Source organism: Rheinheimera sp. MM224, assembly GCF_947090785.1.
In the GTDB taxonomy this organism is placed as follows: Bacteria; Pseudomonadota; Gammaproteobacteria; order Enterobacterales; family Alteromonadaceae; genus Pararheinheimera.
The window spans coordinates 215,183-236,065 of the sequence record NZ_OX352320.1 but is presented as its reverse complement, the minus strand read 5'-3'; the positions used below and the strand labels follow the sequence as shown (position 1 = coordinate 236,065).

Annotated in this window: 13 protein-coding genes and 2 rRNA genes; 10 read left to right on the top strand and 5 right to left on the bottom strand. The window is 48.3% G+C overall.

The annotated features are described in order from the left end of the window. Positions 1 to 3 precede the first annotated feature (3 nt). Positions 4 to 918 (top strand): tyrosine recombinase XerC, encoded by a 915-nt coding sequence (gene xerC / locus OM978_RS01130; protein WP_319633890.1) that lies wholly within the window; start codon positions 4 to 6, stop codon positions 916 to 918. Positions 919 to 966: 48 nt separating this feature from the next. Here xerC and OM978_RS01125 read toward each other — a convergent pair whose 3' ends face one another. Then, positions 967 to 2,037, bottom strand: a complete 1,071-nt coding sequence (locus OM978_RS01125; protein WP_264344825.1) for a hypothetical protein — start codon at positions 2,035 to 2,037, stop codon at positions 967 to 969. Between the two features lie 483 nt (positions 2,038 to 2,520). Between OM978_RS01125 and OM978_RS01120 the strand changes: the two genes are divergently transcribed. The 3 genes from OM978_RS01120 to OM978_RS01110 all read left to right on the top strand — a co-directional run bounded on the left by OM978_RS01120 (position 2,521) and on the right by OM978_RS01110 (position 4,673). Then, a complete protein-coding gene (locus tag OM978_RS01120) occupies positions 2,521 to 2,940 on the top strand; it encodes an organic hydroperoxide resistance protein (RefSeq protein ID WP_264344823.1) in 420 nt (139 codons plus the stop codon). A gap of 120 nt (positions 2,941 to 3,060) precedes the next feature. After that, positions 3,061 to 4,074, top strand: a complete 1,014-nt coding sequence (locus OM978_RS01115) for an alpha/beta hydrolase (protein ID WP_264344822.1) — start codon at positions 3,061 to 3,063, stop codon at positions 4,072 to 4,074. 119 nt (positions 4,075 to 4,193) lie between these two features. After that, positions 4,194 to 4,673 (top strand): MarR family winged helix-turn-helix transcriptional regulator, encoded by a 480-nt coding sequence (locus tag OM978_RS01110; RefSeq protein ID WP_264344820.1) that lies wholly within the window; start codon positions 4,194 to 4,196, stop codon positions 4,671 to 4,673. A gap of 24 nt (positions 4,674 to 4,697) precedes the next feature. On the opposite strand, the gene OM978_RS01105 is transcribed toward OM978_RS01110, so the two are convergent. Continuing rightward, a complete protein-coding gene (locus tag OM978_RS01105; protein ID WP_264344818.1) occupies positions 4,698 to 7,919 on the bottom strand; it encodes an ABC transporter permease/M1 family aminopeptidase in 3,222 nt (1,073 codons plus the stop codon). Then, complete coding sequence (locus OM978_RS01100; protein WP_264344816.1) at positions 7,916 to 8,788, bottom strand: ABC transporter ATP-binding protein; 873 nt, start codon at positions 8,786 to 8,788, stop codon at positions 7,916 to 7,918. The genes OM978_RS01105 and OM978_RS01100 overlap by 4 nt, the downstream gene beginning before the upstream one ends. A 241-nt stretch (positions 8,789 to 9,029) precedes the next feature. Between OM978_RS01100 and OM978_RS01095 the strand changes: the two genes are divergently transcribed. The 6 genes from OM978_RS01095 to OM978_RS01070 all read left to right on the top strand — a co-directional run bounded on the left by OM978_RS01095 (position 9,030) and on the right by OM978_RS01070 (position 17,475). After that, positions 9,030 to 10,517 carry a sensor histidine kinase gene (locus OM978_RS01095; RefSeq protein ID WP_264344814.1) on the top strand — a complete coding sequence of 496 codons (1,488 nt, stop codon included), beginning with the start codon at positions 9,030 to 9,032 and terminating at the stop codon, positions 10,515 to 10,517. Beyond that, a complete protein-coding gene (locus tag OM978_RS01090; RefSeq protein ID WP_264344811.1) occupies positions 10,511 to 11,185 on the top strand; it encodes a LytR/AlgR family response regulator transcription factor in 675 nt (224 codons plus the stop codon). The genes OM978_RS01095 and OM978_RS01090 overlap by 7 nt, the downstream gene beginning before the upstream one ends. An 82-nt stretch (positions 11,186 to 11,267) precedes the next feature. Further along, positions 11,268 to 11,969, top strand: a complete 702-nt coding sequence (locus OM978_RS01085; RefSeq protein WP_264344809.1) for an HAD-IA family hydrolase — start codon at positions 11,268 to 11,270, stop codon at positions 11,967 to 11,969. A 105-nt stretch (positions 11,970 to 12,074) separates the two neighbouring features. Continuing rightward, complete coding sequence (gene uvrD / locus OM978_RS01080; RefSeq protein WP_264344806.1) at positions 12,075 to 14,243, top strand: DNA helicase II; 2,169 nt, start codon at positions 12,075 to 12,077, stop codon at positions 14,241 to 14,243. A 3-nt stretch (positions 14,244 to 14,246) separates the two neighbouring features. Then, positions 14,247 to 16,286: a GNAT family N-acetyltransferase gene (locus OM978_RS01075; protein ID WP_264344802.1), complete on the top strand. Its 2,040-nt coding sequence runs from the start codon at positions 14,247 to 14,249 to the stop codon at positions 16,284 to 16,286. A gap of 85 nt (positions 16,287 to 16,371) precedes the next feature. Continuing rightward, positions 16,372 to 17,475 carry an ABC transporter substrate-binding protein gene (locus OM978_RS01070; RefSeq protein ID WP_264344799.1) on the top strand — a complete coding sequence of 368 codons (1,104 nt, stop codon included), beginning with the start codon at positions 16,372 to 16,374 and terminating at the stop codon, positions 17,473 to 17,475. A 252-nt stretch (positions 17,476 to 17,727) separates the two neighbouring features. On the opposite strand, the gene rrf is transcribed toward OM978_RS01070, so the two are convergent. Both rrf and OM978_RS01060 read right to left on the bottom strand, forming a co-directional pair. Continuing rightward, positions 17,728 to 17,842: ribosomal RNA gene (gene rrf / locus OM978_RS01065) — 5S ribosomal RNA — on the bottom strand. Between the two features lie 79 nt (positions 17,843 to 17,921). After that, a 23S ribosomal RNA gene (locus OM978_RS01060) occupies positions 17,922 to 20,804 on the bottom strand. Positions 20,805 to 20,883 lie beyond the last annotated feature (79 nt).

Here is a 20,883-nt window from a genome sequence, read left to right as displayed (position 1 = left end):
ACCGTGAAACTGCCTGCTGAACTAGATCATTGGCAAGCCGACTTGTCGGCTTTCCTGGCTTATTTAAAGCATGAACGGGGTTACAGCGACAAAACGCTAAGCAGCTATCAATTGCAGCTTTCTGCTGTTGCCAGCCAGGAGGCAGAACAGGCCAGCCATTGGGTCGATCTAACGGAAACCCAGCTGCAATTGCATATATCTTCGTGCCGCAAAAGCTTAAAAGCCCGCAGCTTAGCGCTAAGAGTGGCGTCTTTGCGCAGCTTTTACCGTTATCTGGTGCAACAAGGCAAACTAAAAGAAAACCCGGCGTCGTATTTACAAGTGCCCAAATTTGACAAACCTTTGCCAAAAAACCTCGATGTCGATCAAGTGAATCATCTGCTTGATTTTGACACCAGTGAAGATGCCCTCGCCTGCCGTGACAAAGCTATTCTGGAGTTATTTTACTCATCGGGTTTACGACTGGACGAACTGGTCAGCGCCAACCTGCAGGACATTGATTGGTCCGAAGCCTTAATACGGGTGCGCGGTAAAGGCAATAAACAACGGGTTCTACCTATAGGCCGTATGGCTGTGGCGGCTATTAAAGACTGGCTGAAAGTACGAAATGCTTACGTCGGCGCAGATCCAGAGGCGTTGTTTTTAAGCAAACAAAAAAACCGTATCAGCAACAGACAAGTGCAACAACGCGTCAAACTCTGGTCGGAGCGTCAGGGTTTAGCCCAGCATTTGCACCCGCATATGCTACGTCACTCCTTCGCCACTCATATGCTCGAATCCAGCTCAGACCTGCGCGCCGTGCAGGAACTACTTGGCCACGCCAACCTAAATACCACTCAGGTTTACACCCACCTGGATTTCCAGCAACTCGCCAAAGTGTATGACAATGCGCATCCCAGGGCTAAGAAAAAGGGGTGATAAAAACACATGGTTTAATGAGCTGTAGAGCATTTTTGCCTGTATGCCCTACCCCGCCAAAACCTTATCCATTACATCTGACTCGGTGAAATACAGCTCATGGCTGAGTCCTTTTACTTTCTCGTCAAAAGCCACTGTGGCAGTGAGCTCGAAACTGCTGAATTTATCCCCTTCTTCAAGCGGTGAACGACTGCATAACCAGTCTTGTTCTGAATAAAAGTCGACCCATTGTAATAACTGGCTTTTCTCAGTTAAACCAGTCACGGCGGTTTTTACCCGCGGTGATATGGCACAGACCAGCAGCAGTGGGCTGCCTAACGTGATTAATCTGACGGCTTTGTTGCTTTTGTAGGCGTGTAAAGCTTCAACTGCCACTACAGTGCCAAAGCTGTAAGCCACAATAGTGATACTTTGATACTTAGTATCGCGTGCAGCCCGGTTTAACGCTGTGGTCATACGCAATCTGGCTTTATTAAAAAAGCTGTTACGGTTGAGTACATAATTTTGGGTGGCGTAAGCTATATCAACAATAGCGGTTACAGGCAGCAAAGTGACAGCTATACCTGACAGCACAAATAACGAGGCGCTGTTTAGCCAGTCAGCCAACTGAGTTAACCAGGCAGCTCCCCAATCAAACAGCCATTGCACTGCATCACTGTGCTCTGTGGTAATGGGCTCTGGTGCGGCCGCTATGCTGGAAACAAAGATACTCAGCACCCCCACATACCACATCATAGTCACCAGCACGGCAAATACTGTGCCGAGTAACATGTACTTGTGACCAGAAACCACTGACCAGACTTTGTGGTTAAACACCCAAAAGCCTAATAAAGACATGCCGCGCATTATTTTCCTTGCCGGGGTTTCTGCACTAAGTTTCATCGCCAGATCAGCCCATGGCACCACTTCTATATCTATCATTCGGTGTATGCCGTCGGCAGTTTCAATCTGGATACTGTTGCGACTTTGACCTTCGTCACTACTTTCAGTTTGATCCACATTCATCGCCGAGCCTTTGGCATGCTCGGCAAAACCTGTGACAAACTTATCCAGATAAGCTTCAGCTTCTGCACCGCTGAGGCCGGGAACAAAGAGTATTAATTCAGTTGCTGTCGACATGGGGCTCACTCCTTGATGTAGTAGGTGTATCTAAATCATAGACAAACTTTATGGAGAAGACGGCACACGCATAAAAAAGCGGCTTCAGCGCCCCCTTCTACAGCCTATGTTCAATTCAGCCTTCGCTTTCCCCACTGAGGTTCATCTCTTTTACACGCCAGATTAAAAATAAAAAATGTATTAAATCAAAAGGTTAATCAATTCATTAAAAATAATTGAAAATTAAACTTGCGAAATAATAGTTATCGCAATAATATAATCACAAGTCGGGTCGAACAGCTGATTCAACAGCAGTAAAACGACCGGATACAGAACCTAGTAAAGAATGTAGAAAAGAGTGTAGAAAAGTTTTTCAAGAGTACAGATTAGGTCCTAAGGACTGGCAGTAAACGAAGTAAAACCGGGTGAGTTCACCCATTTTTTTAAACCATACAGTTATCGCGATAATACATATCGCAAATAAACTTAACAGAGGAATACATCATGCAAGTACTTTATAAAGCAGTAGCAACTTCAACTTCAGGTCGTGACGGTCGTTCAGTGTCTTCAGACGGCGTATTGGATGTGAAATTAAGCACTCCTAAAGAATTAGGTGGCGCTGGTGGTGCAGCCACTAACCCTGAGCAGTTATTTGCTGCCGGTTACTCAGCGTGTTTCTTAGGTGCCATTAAATATGTCGCTTCACAACAGAAAGTGCTGATTGGTAACGATGCAAAAATTACAGCTGAAGTAGGTATTGGTCAAATCCCTGGTGGTTTTGGTCTGGATATCGAACTGCAAATCAGCCTGCCAGGTGTTAGCAACGAAGTAGCACAGGACTTAGTGACTAAAGCTCACCAGGTGTGTCCTTATTCAAACGCAACACGCGGCAATATTGATGTGCGTTTAGTGATTGTTAGCTAACAGCACAACACTCAACCAAAGAAACTAAATTTTTTTAATTATCAACATATCGCGATAACAGTTAGATGGATAAGCATCCTGTTATCGCCACCCAATAACCGCTGCGGCGAGGAGATTAACATGAACACATTTCGTAAAATTGTAGGTTTAACAGTCATTGCTTTAGGTATCAACAGTGCATTCGCCGCTGGTGGTCCAGGTGTCGAACAACAAACTCAGGGCTTTTTAAATGCTCTGGCTCAGGGCGGTGGCAAACCTTTAGAGCAACTGTCGCCTAAAGATGCCCGCGCTGTATTAACTGGCGCTCAGGCCGGTGCCAAATTACCCGCTGCTGATGTCAGTGAAAAAACCATCACGATTGATGGCAAACCATTAAAGCTGGTGGTGGTTCGTCCTGCTGGCAGCAAAGGCGTATTACCTGCCTTTATGTTCTTCCACGGTGGTGGCTGGGTGTTAGGTGATTTCCCAACCCACGAGCGTTTAATCCGTGATTTAGTCAGCCGCTCTGGTGCAGCTGCTGTGTATGTGGATTACACGCCATCACCAGAAGCCAAATACCCAACGGCTATTAATCAGGCTTATGCTGCAACCAAATGGGTGGCTGAACATGGTAAAGAACTGAATATCGACAGCTCACGTTTAGCGGTCGCAGGTAACAGTGTCGGTGGCAATATGGCGGCAGTCGTCGCGTTAAAAGCCAAAGAAGCGGGCACACCAGCACTGAAATTCCAGTTGCTGTTATGGCCTGTGACTGATGCGAACTTTGAGAATACGTCGTACAACCAGTTTGCAGACGGCTACTTCCTGACCAAAAACATGATGCAGTGGTTCTGGGATAACTACACCACTAACCCTGCAGAGCGTAATGAGATTTATGCCTCACCACTGCGTGCCAGCATAGACCAGTTAAAAGGTTTACCACCAGCGCTGGTACAAACCGCAGCTTTAGATGTACTGCGTGACGAAGGTGAAGCTTATGCCAACAAACTGGATGCTGCTGGTGTAACTGTGACTTCAGTGCGCTACAACGGCATGATCCACGACTTCGGTTTGCTGAACGTGCTGGCCGATGTACCAGGTACACAAGCCGCGATGGACCAGGCAGGTCAGGCGCTGAAAAAGCACCTGAACTAAAAGTTACTGAACCCAAAGCCTCCTGTGGGAGGCTTTTTTTATCACGGCAAAACCCGGTTCCACAAGGAAGTACAGGTAGTTTTCTTTTAAACCGAACAGACTTTCATGCGGAGTGTTTTATGACTTTTTTAACCAACAACAAAGAGCTACCCCCCGAAGAGGCTTTATTGCATCTGGATCAGCAACTTTGTTTTGCCCTTTATTCCACCTCATTGGCGATGACCAAAGTCTATAAGCCGTTGCTGGAAAAGTTGGGCCTGACTTACCCTCAGTATTTAGTAATGCTGATTTTGTGGCAAAACGATGCGCTGGAATTGCAGCAAATTGGCGAACAACTGCAGATAGCATCCGGAGCTCTCACTCCGGTGCTGAAACGTATGGAAAAAATGGGCTTATTGCAGCGCAGCCGTAATCCTAAGAACGAGCGTGCACTGGAAATACGTTTAACTCAGTCTGGCTGGGCTATGCGTGCCACAGCGGCCGAAAAAGTGCAGGTAAACCGCCATATCAGTTTAAAGTCCGGTATGGCAGACACTGAAATGCAGGCGCTCAAGCAAGAGCTGGTTCAGCTACGAAAGCAACTGAACTCTGCTCTTTAACGCCCACACCTTCAGGCTTGGTGATTACAACAGCCCTTCGACCTTTTCGCTCAGCAGTAACTGGTCTATCAGTGTGTGCTGTTCGGCAGGGCTCAGCGCTTTTAACTGACGGACAAAATCCATCGAGCTGGCCGGAGTGTTCGGATAACCATGTTTCAACCAGAGCTGACGCAACGCAGCCGTGATGCGCTTATCACCCAGTTCTGCTCTGAGTCTGGCAAAAACTAAGGTAGCGCGGGAATACTGATCAAAAGATTCATCCGAGTCGATTAAAGATGACGGCTGTGACTTACTGCGGGCCTGGGCCCAGGCAAATCGCTCTTTTTCATAGTCCACCAATGCTTGCATAACATCTCGGCCAAAGTGTTGTTCAATCAGCACCAGCTCAACATACTTAGCCAAAGACTCCACCAAAAAAGTACCATCACCGGGTACTCCATTGCCCACATCATGGCCAAACCACTGGTGGGCCACTTCATGCACAGCCCGGCGATACACCTGACTAAAACCAGCATCAGCGGCTTGTCTTGCCCGCACTCCTACTTTGTGATTAATCAACACCAGCTGTGGCAAAGCATAACCAGTGCCGCCGGAATCCAGTTCCGGCATGCTGACCAACCGCAATACTTCACCACTATAGGGGCTGATCTGTTGTTCAAACCAGCTTAATGTCTGCTGCATCGCCAGCATGGTCAGCTCGGTCGACTGATTCTGCTCTGGCACGTACATCTCCAGCAGTACTTTGCCATGCTGAACCTGTATTGCTGGCCATGGCACCACCACAAAAGCACTGATAGCACGAAGAGGTTGACTGGTTTTGTAGTGGAAAAAACTGCGGCCATCCTGCTGCCATTGTTTCACCAATGCGCCCTGCGCTATGGCTTGTTGGCCAACAGGTACTGAAATCACCGACTCCATGTTGACCCATTGATAAGCGGCATGTGCCGTAGAAGCTTCAGAAGGCTTCGACTCTGTTAGTTCAGGCAGGCCATATTGTGCTCTGGTGCCGTTGTCTCTGATCCTGTATTCAGGCACAAAACCTACCGCAGGAAACAAAGGCACAGAACGTAAATAACTAAAGTCGGGCCGGATCAGCTGGTGCATAGCCGCAGGCCAAAGCCCTTTTTGTTTCAGTTGCAGCTGCACAGTTAAACTGCGGTGTTGCCCAGGTAACAGCGGGCTAGTGAAAGTGAACTCCCGCTGCCCAAGCGGCCTGTTTTCGCCACTGAGTTCAGCGCCAGTCATTTCAATCTGTTGCAGCGGATAAGCCCAATGTTGCCCCACTAACACCTGCTGAATAGGCTTTGCCGTGGTGTTGCTTAAAGTAAATACCAGCTTTAACTTTGCACTCTGTGCTTTAGGCTCAAAGTCCACTTCAGAATACACAGCCGTCACCACAGGCTGTGGTTTATATTGCCAGTGTTGATACTCTGTTTCGTAGTCGGCACGCCATTGCAACCTCTCGGAGGAATGCATCAACGGCTGCTCTGCGCTGAGCTGCTGATCCAACTGCCAGCCCTGCCAACTCCCCCCTATCAGTAATAGCAGCACGACAAAGATGAGTTTTGGCGTGGATCCGGCGCGCAAAACCGGGCCACTAAAGCCTGTGCCTCTATGATAAAAAGCCAGGGCAAGAACCAATACAATCAGCGCCAGCAAAAACCAGAACACAGTAAAAGGCCAGAAGCCAGCACTGCTGCTTTGATAACCCCAGAGCTCATCCGCAGCATGCAAAGGTGTAGTGAACAGCAACCACAGCGGGTGTTGCAGCCCTGCCATAGCGGGCAAAGGAGACATGTTCAGTGCCAACACCAAAGCAATCAGTACCAGAGCCAGCAACGCATTGCGACACAGGCTATGTAAGGATACACATAACAGCATCAGCAACCAGAGCGGAACCCACTGATAACCTGCCTGCAGCAAATACTCAGACCATTGCAGCGGCGCTGATGTAACGAACAGCTGCGCCACCATCACAGCGCTCAGCATCAGAGCCATAAAAACCAGCAACAGCACCGTCAGGCAGATGAACTGACTGAGCAGCAACATCCGCCCTGACACCGCCGTACTGGCAATCAGCTCATGCATCTGACAGCTTTTATTCAACCAGCATAGCTTGGTACTCCAGAAGACCACCAGCAAAGCACCAAAACGCGGCACCAGATCCCACATCACCTGATTTAAGGCGTCGCGGCTAGTAGGACTAAGTACCGACATCACTTCGGCATAATCCACACCTGAAACCACTTCGCTAAAGGCCAGTGCTGCCAGCCCAAGCAAGCTCAGCCAACTGCCAGGATGCAGTATTAACTGCCGACTATTCACCAGACTCAGTTGCCATAACAGCCGCAGGGGCGATACAGCATCAAACCCTGAGTTTTGCACTGACACTGCCTGAAAAGATCTGTGGTTTGAAGCTGTACTGTCTTTGGCTAAAATCGCTGGCTTCAGAACACTTGTGGCCGCAGCTGCATCCAAGGTTTTCATTTGGAGTGCTGACCACAACAGCAAAGCCGAAGCGCTGAGTAATACCAGCCTGTTCACTATGAAACTAAGATCCAGTTGCAGGCTTTGTTGCCCCGTCATAAATTGTTGCAGCAGCGGAGTAATTGCATAGAAATCGCTATACAGCATTAGTTGCCATAACCAGGGCGCAACAATTTGGCTATTCGCCATTAAAGGTGACCCTGTAGCTGCAGCCAGTGCCATATAACCTGCCCACAGCAGTATGGCCGCCACATAAAGCAAAATAACAGAGCCAAATTTTAAGCTGAGCCACAACTGCAACACACAAAGCAGCAACAACCCAGGCAAATACTGCAACAGAAAAATAGCCAGAAAAGTCCCGATCAACCGCTGGTCAAAAGGCACAGCATCGACACGCCAGAGTCCAAGCAGCAAGACGCCAGATAACAGCAGAGTCATAGCTATACACAGCAACAGAAGACCCACAGTTCGGCTTAAACACCAGTTCAAATGATTGACAGGGGTGGCCCTTATTAATTCCGTCATACCACTTTGCTGTTCACGTAAAAAAGCCAAAGGAGCTAAAGCCCCTGTGAGCAGTGGCAGCACCAGCATGGCTAAAGCAGAACAAGCAAACAACAGTTGTTTTAACGGGTTTTGTTCGCCGCTGGAGCCACTAGTGAGCAGAAAAACAAAAGCGCAACTCAGCGCCATAGCAAGCCAGCACAGGGGCTGACGTTGATAAAACTTCAACTCATTGACAATAAGAGGCCAGATCACTGCTTCGCCTCCCGTTGCTGCTGCAACTCCAAAAAGTATCTGTCCTGCAAACTGGCTACAGCATGTTGGAAAAGTGGCTGTTGCGACTCTTCATGATAAAAACGCTGCAGTAACACACCACGCTGATAAGTGCTGCTCAATAGGGTGGCCGAAGCAGGCAAAGCACTGTCTTCGCCATAGGCCAGCCATACCTTGCCCTGTAACGGTTGGATCAAGGCTTCGGTATCGCCCTGCACCAGAATGCGTCCGGCCTGCAAAATGGCCACTTGTGAACAGAGCTGCTCTATGTCTTCGACTATATGGGTCGACAACAGCACCAGACGGTTTTTACTGACGCCGACCAGCAAATTATGCAAACGCTGACGCTCTTCAGGATCTAAACCCGCTGTGGGTTCATCCAAAACGATAAGGGCCGGATCGCCTAACAAGGCCTGAGCAATACCAAAACGTTGGCGCATACCACCGGAAAAGTTTGCCACGGCTTTGTCAGCAAAGGCAGTTAAGTTGGTCAACTCAAGCAACTGGTTTATTTGCTGCTGGCGGGATGCTTTATGCACAACTCCCTTCAGAATGGCCATATGCTCCAGCAAAGCACGGCAGGACATATGCGGATAAACACCAAATTGTTGTGGCAAATAGCCTAGCTGCCGCCTGAGTTCTGTAGGTTGTTGTCGCAGATCAATGCCATCAAACCGAAGCTCACCGCTATCGGGCTGCTGCAAGGTTGCTATAGTTCGTAACAAAGATGATTTACCAGCTCCATTCGGGCCCAACAAACCAAACATGCCACGTTCAGCAGTCAAATTCAGTTGCTGTAAGGCTGCTGTGCTATCCGGATAGGTTTTGCATAACGCTTTGATTTGTAACATCAGCACAGAGTCCTTTTGTATTTTCATTCAGCGCAGACTAGCGGTTGCAGCAACCAGTGCTCAACTATGAAATGACAAGCTAGTCAAAACAGATGACCAAGCTGTGGAGAAGGCAAAATTCAGCTGTTTTGAACGGGGAAAATGGCTTTCATCAGTCAAAACTAAGGTTTTGTCAGCAGACGGGTGACAACGGCAACCAGCCTAGGCAACATAGGAGCCAGATTAAAATTCCGGAACAACTATGAAGCTGGCGCTCAAACTCAAAGACTTATTTCCGCTGCTGCCAGTGTTGCTTGCATTATGCTGGTCGGTCTGGAGTTTGCTGCAGGATGAACAGATAGCAAACTGGAGTCGCACCAGCTATTTATTTGGTCAGTTGCTGCTGGAGTTATCCCCGCTATTACTGGCGCAGCTGTTGTTGTATAAATTGCAGCAACCAGTGCGGGCTCTGTATTGGTTGTTGTGGCTCGTTGCTATGCTGCTGTATCCACTGCTCAGTATAAATCTCAGGCTAGAAAACTCAGTGCTGTTGCTGGATCTAAGCTGCTGGTTGATTGCCTTCTGCGGCAGCTTATTGTATTGGATGGAGCAGTTTTATCAGTTGAAACTCTCGCCAGGCAGTAATAACAGCTGGTTGCAAAAACTCTGGTCGCTGGACACAGCAGTGATCCTGCTGCTGACAGGCTGGGTGCTGTTTATGGCTTTATTACTTGGTTCACACCAGGAGCCTCTGGCAAACCAGCCTATACCACTGCAAGTCCATATCGACAGACTGCTGCATTACCCCTTTGAATTTATTGGCTACCTGCTGCAGTTTGGTCTGATTGCCAGTCTGATGTATGGCTACTACTGGCTGAACCGTTATCTGCTGATCCGCCGCTTGCTGGCAAAACATGGCTTGTTGCCCTTTGTGCTCACCAGCCTCTGTGTACTGATGCTAAGTTATCCACTGCTGGCCAGCCTGTTGTTATGCTTGCCCATCAACAGCTATGAAGTCACAGTACTGGCGTCCGGTAACCACAATGCTTTTGATTGGTATAACTTTAAATTTGTGCTGGGCATTTGGCTGGTCAGCACTCCGCTGATCCTGGCTTTTGACCGGCAACAGCAGGAAAAAAATCTGGCGCAAATTCAGCACAGACAAGTTCAGACTGAACTCTTATTGTTGCAACAACAGATTAATCCGCACTTTTTATTTAATACCTTAAACAACCTGTATGCGCTTTGCCTGGTGCAGTCTGAACAAGCTCCTACGCTGATACTGCGGCTAGCCGATTTATTAAGATACGTGGTATATCAGGGCAGCCAGCCATTGGTCACGTTGCAGCAGGAGATTAATTATTTGCAGGATTATCTGGCCTTACAACAATTGCGTGTCAGTAATAAAACAGAACTTAGGCTCAGCCTGCCAGAGCATGCAGACCAGCATCTGCTGCCTCCTTTGCTGTTGATTATGCTGGTGGAAAACGCCTATAAACATGGCGTGGAAAGCACAGCAGAACCCAGCAAAGTGAACATCCAACTGCAACTCCAAGGCAACAGACTGATCTTTATCTGTGAAAATACAGTGCCCGCGCAGCAGAGCGCTGCACTTGCAGGTATAGGGCTGGAAAATCTGCGCCGCCGTCTACAGCTATGTTATGGCGAAAATTACACTTTAAGCAGTGCCGCCACAGCCTTTGGCTGGCGTGCTGAGCTGAGGCTGGAATTGGAGCGTCCTCCATGCTGAAACTGCTGATCGTAGATGACGAGCCGCTGGCCCATCAGGTCATCACTTATCACTGCAAAGCCTATACAGATATCACCATTATCGGCTCTTGTTATAGTGCAGCAGAAGCATTGGCGGTATTGGCTAAGCAACAAGTGGATCTGCTGATTTTAGATATCCAGATGCCGGTATTAACGGGTCTCGATATGCTGAAAGTGATGCAAAACAAACCACAAGTGATTATCAGCAGTGCCTACCCCCAGTATGCGCTGGATGGCTTTGAGCTGGACGTTGCCGATTACCTGCTCAAACCTATCAGTGCAGAACGTTTTGCTACAGCACTACAGAAAGTCAGACGCCGGCTGGTTTTGGAGTCGGAAAAACCTGCGTCAATCCTACTGAAAGTGGAGCGTGAGCTGCGCAAGTTTGGTCTTTCAGAAGTGTGCTGTTTTGAGGCCTATGGCAATTATGTCAAAGTCTGGCAAGGCCAGCAGATGGTGTTAGTAAACGCCACTTTAAAACAAATTTATCAGCAGGTGGCCACGGCTGATTTTATTCAGGTGCAGAAGTCTTTTCTGGTGAATAAACAACATGTGGTTGGCCTCGACAGCACATCAATCCGCTTAAGTAATCAGATGCAGATTAAAATTGGCCCGGCTTTTAAAGATCTTCTCAACGGCATTCTTTGAGGTCAAACAACAGATCCTTTTTGCTACTCCCAAGCGTAAAAGCAGTACACTGCAGCTTATAGCGAACAAAACGAACTCAACTATGCGTGTTTACAAAGCCCTTTTGCCTTTTAAAGCTATCTCTTTTGATTTGGACGATACGCTATATAACAACGGCCCTGTGATTGAACAGGCTGAACTGGCTATGCAACAAAAGCTGCTACAACTAGCTCCCAAACTTGGGCTGATTGATCCTGAATTCTGGTGGCAAAAACGCAAAGAGCTGGCACAACTTGACCCGGAAGTTCGCCACGATGTCAGCCGCTGGCGCTTACTATCGGTAGAACAAGGCTTAACAGAGCTAGGTATTGGTCGCTGTGAAGCCGGTGAAATTGCCGAACTGGCTTTTAGTGCTTTTTATACCGCCCGTAGCAACTTAATAGTGCCGGACTCCAACCATCAGCTACTCAAAGCCTTAGCGGAGCGTTACCCACTGGTGGCTATTACCAATGGCAATGCCGATTTAACACTGCTGCGTATCAGTCAGTACTTTAAACAGGCTTATCATGCAGGCCCAAGCGGCAAAATGAAGCCCTACCCTGATATGTTTCATAAAGCCTGCCAGCAGCTGGCTATTGCGCCCCATCAGCTGCTGCATATAGGTGATAACAGCAAAGCCGATGTACGGGGTGCGCTGAATGCCGGTTGTCAGGCGGTGTGGCTGAAGCATGAAGCCCATTTTCAAACCTCTGTATTGCCTCATCTGCAAATTGATTCGTTGGAGCAGCTACGAGCTTTGCTTTAGTCCTCAATGCAATTATCAATAGCTTGGGCATCAAAGCTGGGGTGACAAGCAAGATGGGTATATAATGTCGGCAAATTTTGCGTCAGCGACAGGTACTTACTGCTAATGGATGTCTCTTCTTTACTGGATGGCTTAAACGATAAACAACGTGATGCGGTAGCCGCTCCTCCTCAACATATGCTGGTATTAGCCGGTGCCGGCTCGGGCAAAACCCGGGTACTGGTGCATCGCTTAGCCTGGCTAATGCAGGTGGAACGGGTTGCGCCTTATAGTTTATTGGCTGTGACTTTTACCAATAAAGCCTCACAGGAAATGCGTAACCGTATCGAACAGACCATAGGCGTCAGTTTAAATAATCTGTGGATGGGCACTTTCCACGGCTTGTCGCACCGCATGTTGCGCGCACATTATCTGGAAGCGGGTTTACCTCAGGGTTTTCAGATCATCGACTCAGACGATCAATACCGTTTAGTGCGTCGGGTATTAAAAGCGCTGAATTTAGACGAAAAACACTGGCCACCTAAACAAATTCAATGGTTTATCAACGCCCGTAAAGACGAGGGTCAGCGCCCTGGCACTATGGATGCGCATGGCGATTTCAGCCTGCAAACCATGATCAAAATTTACGCTGCCTATCAGGAGATGTGTGACCGCTCAGGTTTGGTCGACTTTGCTGAAATTTTACTGCGCAGTTTCGAGCTGATTAAACAGCAACCACAAATCCGGGCTCATTATCAGCAGCGTTTCCGCCATATTTTGGTCGACGAGTTCCAGGATACCAACTCGATTCAGTATGAATGGTTACGTTTACTGGCTGGCACTGAAAGTAAAGTGATGATAGTAGGCGACGATGACCAGTCCATCTACGGCTGGCGTGGCGCTAAAGTGGAAAACATTCAGCAGTTTTTAAAGGACTATCCTGAACCTGTCACTATCCGCCTCGAACAAAACTATCGCTCCACCGGCACTATTTTAAAAGCCGCCAACTGTGTGATTGCGCATAACAGCGACCGTTTGGGTAAAGACCTGTGGACGGACGGCGAACAAGGCGAAGCCATTTCGCTCTACACCGCTTTTAACGAGCTGGATGAAGCACGTTTTATCGTCGGCCGTATTCGTGAGTGGAAACGTGAAGGCGGCAAGCTGATTGAAGCCGCAGTACTGTATCGCAATAACGCCCAGTCACGGGTGCTGGAAGAAGCCTTAATTCAGGACGGTATTAACTACCGTATCTATGGCGGCTTACGTTTTTACGAACGCCAGGAAATTAAAGATGCGCTGGCTTATCTGCGTCTGATTAATAACAGACAAGATGATGCCGCGCTGGAACGTATTATCAATACTCCGGTACGAGGTATTGGCGATACCACTATGGACAAAGTGCGGGAAAATGCCCGTTCTCTGCAAGTAACCTTGTGGCAAAGCCTGCAGCAAATGCTGGCCAATAAACAACTGACTGGCCGTGCAGCCAATGCCATCAGCACCTTTGTGCAGATGATTGATCAGCTCGAAGCCGACAGCAAAGATTTAAGTCTGGATGAGCAAGCGGATCATGTGATTCAACTATCTGGTCTGATGGCGATGTACCTGGCCGAAAAAGGCGAAAAAGCCCAGACCAGAGTAGAAAATTTAAATGAACTGGTCAACGCTTGCGCCAACGCCACTTATGTTAATACGGAAGAGATGACACCACTGTCTGCCTTTTTATCTCAGGCCGCTTTGGAGGCCGGTGAATATCAGGCCGAAGAACATTCAGATGCAGTGCAGCTGATGACGTTACACAGCGCCAAAGGTTTAGAATTCCCGCTGGTGTTTATCTGTGGTCTGGAAGAAGGCATGTTCCCAAGCCAGCAAAGTGGTGATGACAGCGAACGTTTGGAAGAAGAACGTCGGTTATGTTATGTCGGTATGACCCGGGCTATGCAGAAGTTGTATTTAACTCATGCCGAAAGCCGCCGTTTATATGGTCAGGAGCAATACAACAGACCATCACGTTTTATCCGTGAAATTCCGGCCGACTGTTTAGAAGAAATTCGCCTGACCACTAATGTCAGCAAGCCTACCCAAATGAACCGTTTTGGTAGCGCCGCCAGCCATAGTGCCTTTGAGAATACTGGGTTTAAGCTGGGCCAACGGGTATTACACGATAAGTTTGGTGAAGGTACAGTGCTGAATTATGAAGGCACAGGGCCACAGTCCCGTATTCAGGTGAACTTTGACGAACTGGGCAGTAAATGGCTGGTGACGGCTTATGCAAGGTTAGAGCCTGTTTAAACCATGAGCGACCTGCCGCAGATCATCCGCCAGCAACAAAGCGCTTATCAAGAGCGTGGCTGGCGTTTACCGATCTGGTTAGCAGGTTCTGAAGCTTATACACAGCAGCAACTTTCAGCTTTAAAGCCAGAAGGCATAAGTTATTGGTTAGGCCAACAAGCCCCTGCTGGTTTTACGCTATTGTCAGCCAAACAAAAGCAGCAATGGCTGGGTACAGAATGTGATCTGCTGGTGGTGGATGCACACCATGCTGGCGACTGGGATTTAGTAGCAGCCAGCAGCGGTTGCCTAAAAGCAGGTGGGCTTTGGTTATTTGTCACCAACGAGCCGGATTTGTGGCGACAGCTGCCTAACCCAGCCGCCAAAAGAGTATTACCCTATCCGCTTGATGCGACAGCTTATACAGGCTTATTTAAACAGTTTTGGTTAGAGCACTTATCAGAACAGCGCTGGGTGAAGCTTATCGAAAACAACTCTGCTGTAATGCCTCTCTTACCGGAAGCTATTGCTCAAGTACAAGCTGAACTGCCTTATCGCACGGCTGAACAACAACAAGCAGTGACAGCGATTCATAAGGTAGTCACAGGTCACAGACGCCGCCCTTTAGTACTGACGGCTCACCGTGGTCGTGGCAAATCCAGTGCTTTGGGGTTAGCTGCGGCTCAATTAGCACAGCAAGGTAAAACCGATATTCTACTGACGGGCCCTTCGCCTGTTGCTGTGCAAACCGCATTTTTTATCGCTGCAGATCTTTTAAGTCAGTCGTATCAGCCAGGCCAAAATCAGCTGCTAAACGGTACCATTCGTTTTGTGCCTGTCGATGTTTTACTGGCAGAAAAGCAGCAGAACACTGTGATTTTGGTGGATGAAGCCGCTGCTATTCCCACTCCTCAATTGCAGCAACTGACTGATCTTTATAGCCGCTTAGTCTTCGCCACTACAGAACATGGTTACGAAGGCACAGGCCGTGGTTTTCAGTTACGCTTTCAAAGTTATTTACAGCAGCATTGCCCTGGTTTTCAGAAACTACATCTGCATCAACCGATACGCTATCAGGCAAATGACCCGCTGGAGCAGCTGGTTTTTAAAGGTTTTTTACTGGAGCAAACACACTCTGTAATTACAGCACCGCTGCAACCAAAAGCCTTCAGCTATACGATCAAAGACCTGCTGCTACAACCTCAAAAGCTACAACAAATCTTTAGTTTACTCAGCCTGGCACATTATCAAACCGATGTGATGGATCTCTGGGCTTTATTGGATAACCCGGCACTGAAGCTGTATACACTTGAGCAAGATCAGCAGGTAATCGCCTGTGCTTTAATCAGTTTTGAAGGTGAGCTGGATGCAGAACTTACTGTTGAGGTATCACATGGCAAACGCAGAGTCCAAGGGCATTTATTGGCCCAAAGCTTAGCTTTTCATTGCCTGCAGCCACAATTGGCAGAGCAAAAAATGGCCAGAATTCAGCGAATTGTGGTGCATCCATCTGTGCAAACGCAGGGGCTTGGCAGTCAATTATTGAGCTTTGTGTTGCAGGATTTATTGGGACAGCAGTATCTGATTGGCACCAGTTTTGGTGCAACTTTGGCTTTAGTAAAGTTCTGGCAAAAAGCAGGTTTTAGCCCGGTAAAGCTCAGCCACCAAAATGAACAAGCCAGTAATGAAGCCTCAGTGTTAATGCTATACGGCGAGCAATTCAGAGCTTTACAGCAGCAATTTTCCAGGCAGCTGTATTGGCAGCTTGCTGATAAACAACGCTCTCTGGATCCAGCTTTAGCTTTATTGTGGGCACAACCTCCTTCTATAGAACTCACAGCACAGCAAAACACCGAACTGCAGTTATTCCAGACAGGATTGCGCCCATACGAACTAATAGAAACCCATTTGCAGTGCTGGTTTAATTTGTTTTATGCCAAAGTGGACTATCAAACAGCACTGTTGTTAGTACAACGGCTGTGGCAAAAACATGAATGGCAGCAGATTTCAGAACCTGCGGCTAAACAAAAACTCCCAGAGCTGTGTAAGCTGCTTCATTTGTGAGCCAGAACAAGGTTTCCTCCGACATTTTCAACTAAGCTCTTAGCTATTAAAGCTGTAAGAGTACCAATCTATGCCACGACTAAGCATGTCATCTATACGATCAATGCTGTTGTTAGTCTGCGCTTCTGCTGCATCCGCACAAGCAGAAACTATCCAATTAGGAATGTCGGTACCGCTAACTGGAAATGCCAGCGGTATAGGTCAAAGCTATAAAAACGGTGTAGAACTGGCGATTAACCAGTTGAACAAAGAGGGAGGCATTCAGGGTACCAAAGTGCAGTTACTTGTTAAAGATGATCAGTACGAACCCGAACTAACTGTCCTGAATACCAGACAATTTATAATAGAAAACAAAGTATTAGCCTTATTCTCTTATGTGGGTACACCAACCTCCGCTGCCATTTTGCCTTTGCTGCAGCATTACCAAGTTCCTTATATAGCCCCCTTCACCGGTGCCTCTTTATTGCGTCAGCCAGAACTCAATTTCATCTATCATTTGCGGGCAGGTTATGACGAAGAAACTCAAAGTCAGGTGGATTACCTGCTACAAAAACCGGACACCAAAGTAGGCTTATTACTGCAAGCAGACGAATTTGGCGCCTCTGTTGAACAAGGTTACTTAAAAGCGCTGCAGTTAAAAGGCATATCACCTGTAGTCACTGCGCGTTTTCAACGCAATAGTACGGAAATAGAAACCGGAGTGTCGGAGTTGATAAAAGCTGGTGTTGAGTTGGTGTTTATGGTCGGCACCTACAAACCTCTCGCCGAAGCCATCAATTTTGGTCGTAGCAAAGGTTACAGACCTCAATATGCCACCGTATCTTTTGCTGGTTTGCAGCAGTTAAGTGCTTTGCTGGATAAAGAAGACAAAGTGATGGCTACCATGGTGGTACCAAAACCTACAGATACAAAGTGGCTTTTAGTGCGGGAGTATCAGAGATTGATGATTCAGCAATCAACAGATCCGTTGTCAGATGTGGGGCTTGAAGGTTTTGCAGCAGGAACTTTATTAGGCCAGGCGCTAAAACTATGTCCTTTACCTGTTAAGCGCTTATGTTTGCTGCAGAAATTACGTGAGCAAAGTTCAGTTTTTGATTTTCCGTTGTTGTTTGATCCGAATAAACAGCAGGCTTCACAGCAAGTATTCAGAGTAAAAGCGACAGATCGCGGGGTGGAGGATGTTAGATAGGTTTAGATCGGGACGCTAATTAAGCTGGTTTTGTTGTTAGTTTGAGCGGATTTGCTCAGGATTTGGGTGCGGTGAACTACATTGCTCACCCCATCCGTGGGGTTCGTCGCTTCGCGACCCGCCGTTGGCGGTCCAAATTGGCTCCCGGCCAATTTGTCGCATGGGGAATGCCGTGCTCGAATGGTCCACCACTAAATTCGCATAAAGCAAAAAGGCCCAGTCTTTCGACTGGGCCTTCTGGCTTAATTGGGAGCCTGGCGGTGAACTACTCTCGCATGGCATCTGCCACACTACCATCGTCGCGGCTGCGTTTCACTTCTGAGTTCGGAATGGAGTCAGGTGGTTCCACAGCGCTATTGCCACCAGGCAAAAACTGTTTTTAGGTCTTTAACAAGCAAGCTAGATAGAATTCTTTTCACACCACACACAAACACCTTGGGCGTTGTATGGTTAAGCCTCTCGGGCAATTAGTATGAGTTAGCTTAACGTGTCACCACGCTTCCACACCTCACCTATCAACGTTGTGGTCTCCAACGACCCTTATGTGTACTCAAGGTACAAGGGATGACTCATCTCTTGGCCGGCTTCCCGCTTAGATGCTTTCAGCGGTTATCCGTTCCGAACGTAGCTACCGGGCAGTGCCATTGGCATGACAACCCGAACACCAGCGGTTCGTTCATTCCGGTCCTCTCGTACTAGGAACAACTCCAATCAATCATCCAACGCCCACGGCAGATAGGGACCGAACTGTCTCACGACGTTCTAAACCCAGCTCGCGTACCACTTTAAATGGCGAACAGCCATACCCTTGGGACCGACTTCAGCCCCAGGATGTGATGAGCCGACATCGAGGTGCCAAACACCGCCGTCGATATGAACTCTTGGGCGGTATCAGCCTGTTATCCCCGGAGTACCTTTTATCCGTTGAGCGATGGCCCTTCCATACAGAACCACCGGATCACTAAGACCTACTTTCGTACCTGCTCGACGTGTCTGTCTCGCAGTTAAGCTGGCTTCTGCCTTTGCACTAACCGTACGATGTCCGACCGTACTTAGCCAACCTTCGTGCTCCTCCGTTACTCTTTAGGAGGAGACCGCCCCAGTCAAACTACCCACCAGACACTGTCCGCAACCCCGATTAGGGGCCTACGTTAGAACATCAAACATACAAGGGTGGTATTTCAAGGACGACTCCATCACGACTGGCGTCGCAACTTCAATGTCTCCCACCTATCCTACACATGTAGGGTCAATGTTCAGTGCCAAGCTATAGTAAAGGTTCACGGGGTCTTTCCGTCTAGCCGCGGGTATACGGCATCTTCACCGCAATTTCAATTTCACTGAGTCTCTGGTGGAGACAGCCTGGCCATCATTACACCATTCGTGCAGGTCGGAACTTACCCGACAAGGAATTTCGCTACCTTAGGACCGTTATAGTTACGGCCGCCGTTTACCGGGGCTTCGATCAAGAGCTTCGCTTGCGCTAACCCCATCAATTAACCTTCCGGCACCGGGCAGGTGTCACACCCTATACGTCCTCTTACGAGTTTGCAGAGTGCTGTGTTTTTAATAAACAGTTGCAGCCAGCTGGTCACTGCGACTCTCACGTGCTTACGGAGCAAGTCCTTCACACACAAGAGCGTACCTTCTCCCGAAGTTACGGTACTATTTTGCCTAGTTCCTTCACCAGAGTTCTCTCAAGCGCCTTGGTATGCTCTACCTGACCACCTGTGTCGGTTTCGAGTACGGTCGACAATACCTGAAGCTTAGAGGCTTTTCCTGGAAGCGTAGCGTCAACAGCTTCACCACCGTAGTGGCTCGTCTCGTGTCTCAGAATATAGGGAACCGGATTTGCCTAATCCCCCTTCCTACGCACTTTCACATGGACTACCAACGCCATGCCTGCCTAGCTTTCTCCGTCCCCCCATCGCAGTATTGTCGGTACGGGAATATTAACCCGTTTCCCATCGACTACGCATTTCTGCCTCGCCTTAGGGGCCGACTTACCCTACCCTGATTAGCATGGGATAGGAACCCTTGGTCTTCCGGCGGGGAAGTTTTTCACTCCCCTTATCGTTACTTATGTCAGCATTCGCACTTCTGATACCTCCAGCACCCCTCACGAGATACCTTCAACGGCTTACAGAACGCTCCTCTACCACTTGCACATAGTGCAAGTCCACAGCTTCGGTGCATGGTTTAGCCCCGTTACATCTTCCGCGCAGACCGACTCGACTAGTGAGCTATTACGCTTTCTTTAAAGGGTGGCTGCTTCTAAGCCAACCTCCTAGCTGTCTATGCCTTTCCACATCGTTTTCCACTTAACCATGACTTTGGGACCTTAGCTGGTGGTCTGGGTTGTTTCCCTTTTCACGGCGGACGTTAGCACCCGTCGTGTGTCTCCCGAGTAGTACTCATTGGTATTCGGAGTTTGCAAAGGGTTGGTAAGTCGGGATGACCCCCTAGCCTTAACAGTGCTCTACCCCCAATGGTATTCGCTCGAGGCGCTACCTAAATAGCTTTCGAGGAGAACCAGATATCTCCGAGCTTGATTAGCCTTTCACTCCGATCCACAAGTCATCCCCAAATTTTTCAACATTTGTGGGTTCGGTCCTCCAGTTAGTGTTACCCAACCTTCAACCTGCTCATGGATAGATCGCCCGGTTTCGGGTCTACACCCTGCAACTATTCGCCCAGTTAAGACTCGGTTTCCCTACGGCTCCCCTATTCGGTTAACCTCGCTACAGAATGTAAGTCGCTGACCCATTATACAAAAGGTACGCAGTCACCCCACGAAGGGGCTCCCACTGCTTGTACGTACACGGTTTCAGGTTCTATTTCACTCCCCTAACAGGGGTTCTTTTCGCCTTTCCCTCACGGTACTGGTTCACTATCGGTCAGTCAGGAGTATTTAGCCTTGGAGGATGGTCCCCCCATGTTCAAACAGGATACCACGTGTCCCGTCCTACTCGTTTTCATTGATAAAGCCTTTTCGTGTACGGGGCTATCACCCTGTATCGCCGCACTTTCCAGAGCGTTCCACTAACTCTTTATCAACTTAAGGGCTAGCCCCCGTTCGCTCGCCGCTACTAAGGGGATCTCGGTTGATTTCTTTTCCTCGGGGTACTTAGATGTTTCAGTTCTCCCGGTTCGCCTCGTATGACTATGTATTCATCATACGATACCTGATAAATCAGGTGGGTTTCCCCATTCGGACATCTGTGAGTCTAACGTCTCTTACCGACTTCTCACAGCTTTTCGCAGGTTAGCACGTCCTTCATCGCCTCTGACTGCCAAGGCATCCACCGTGTACGCTTAGTCACTTAACCATACAACCCCAAAATGTCTGGAATTGAAGGTGTGATAAGGTTCACAAATAAATATTGTTACCTTGTTTTCTTTCTATCA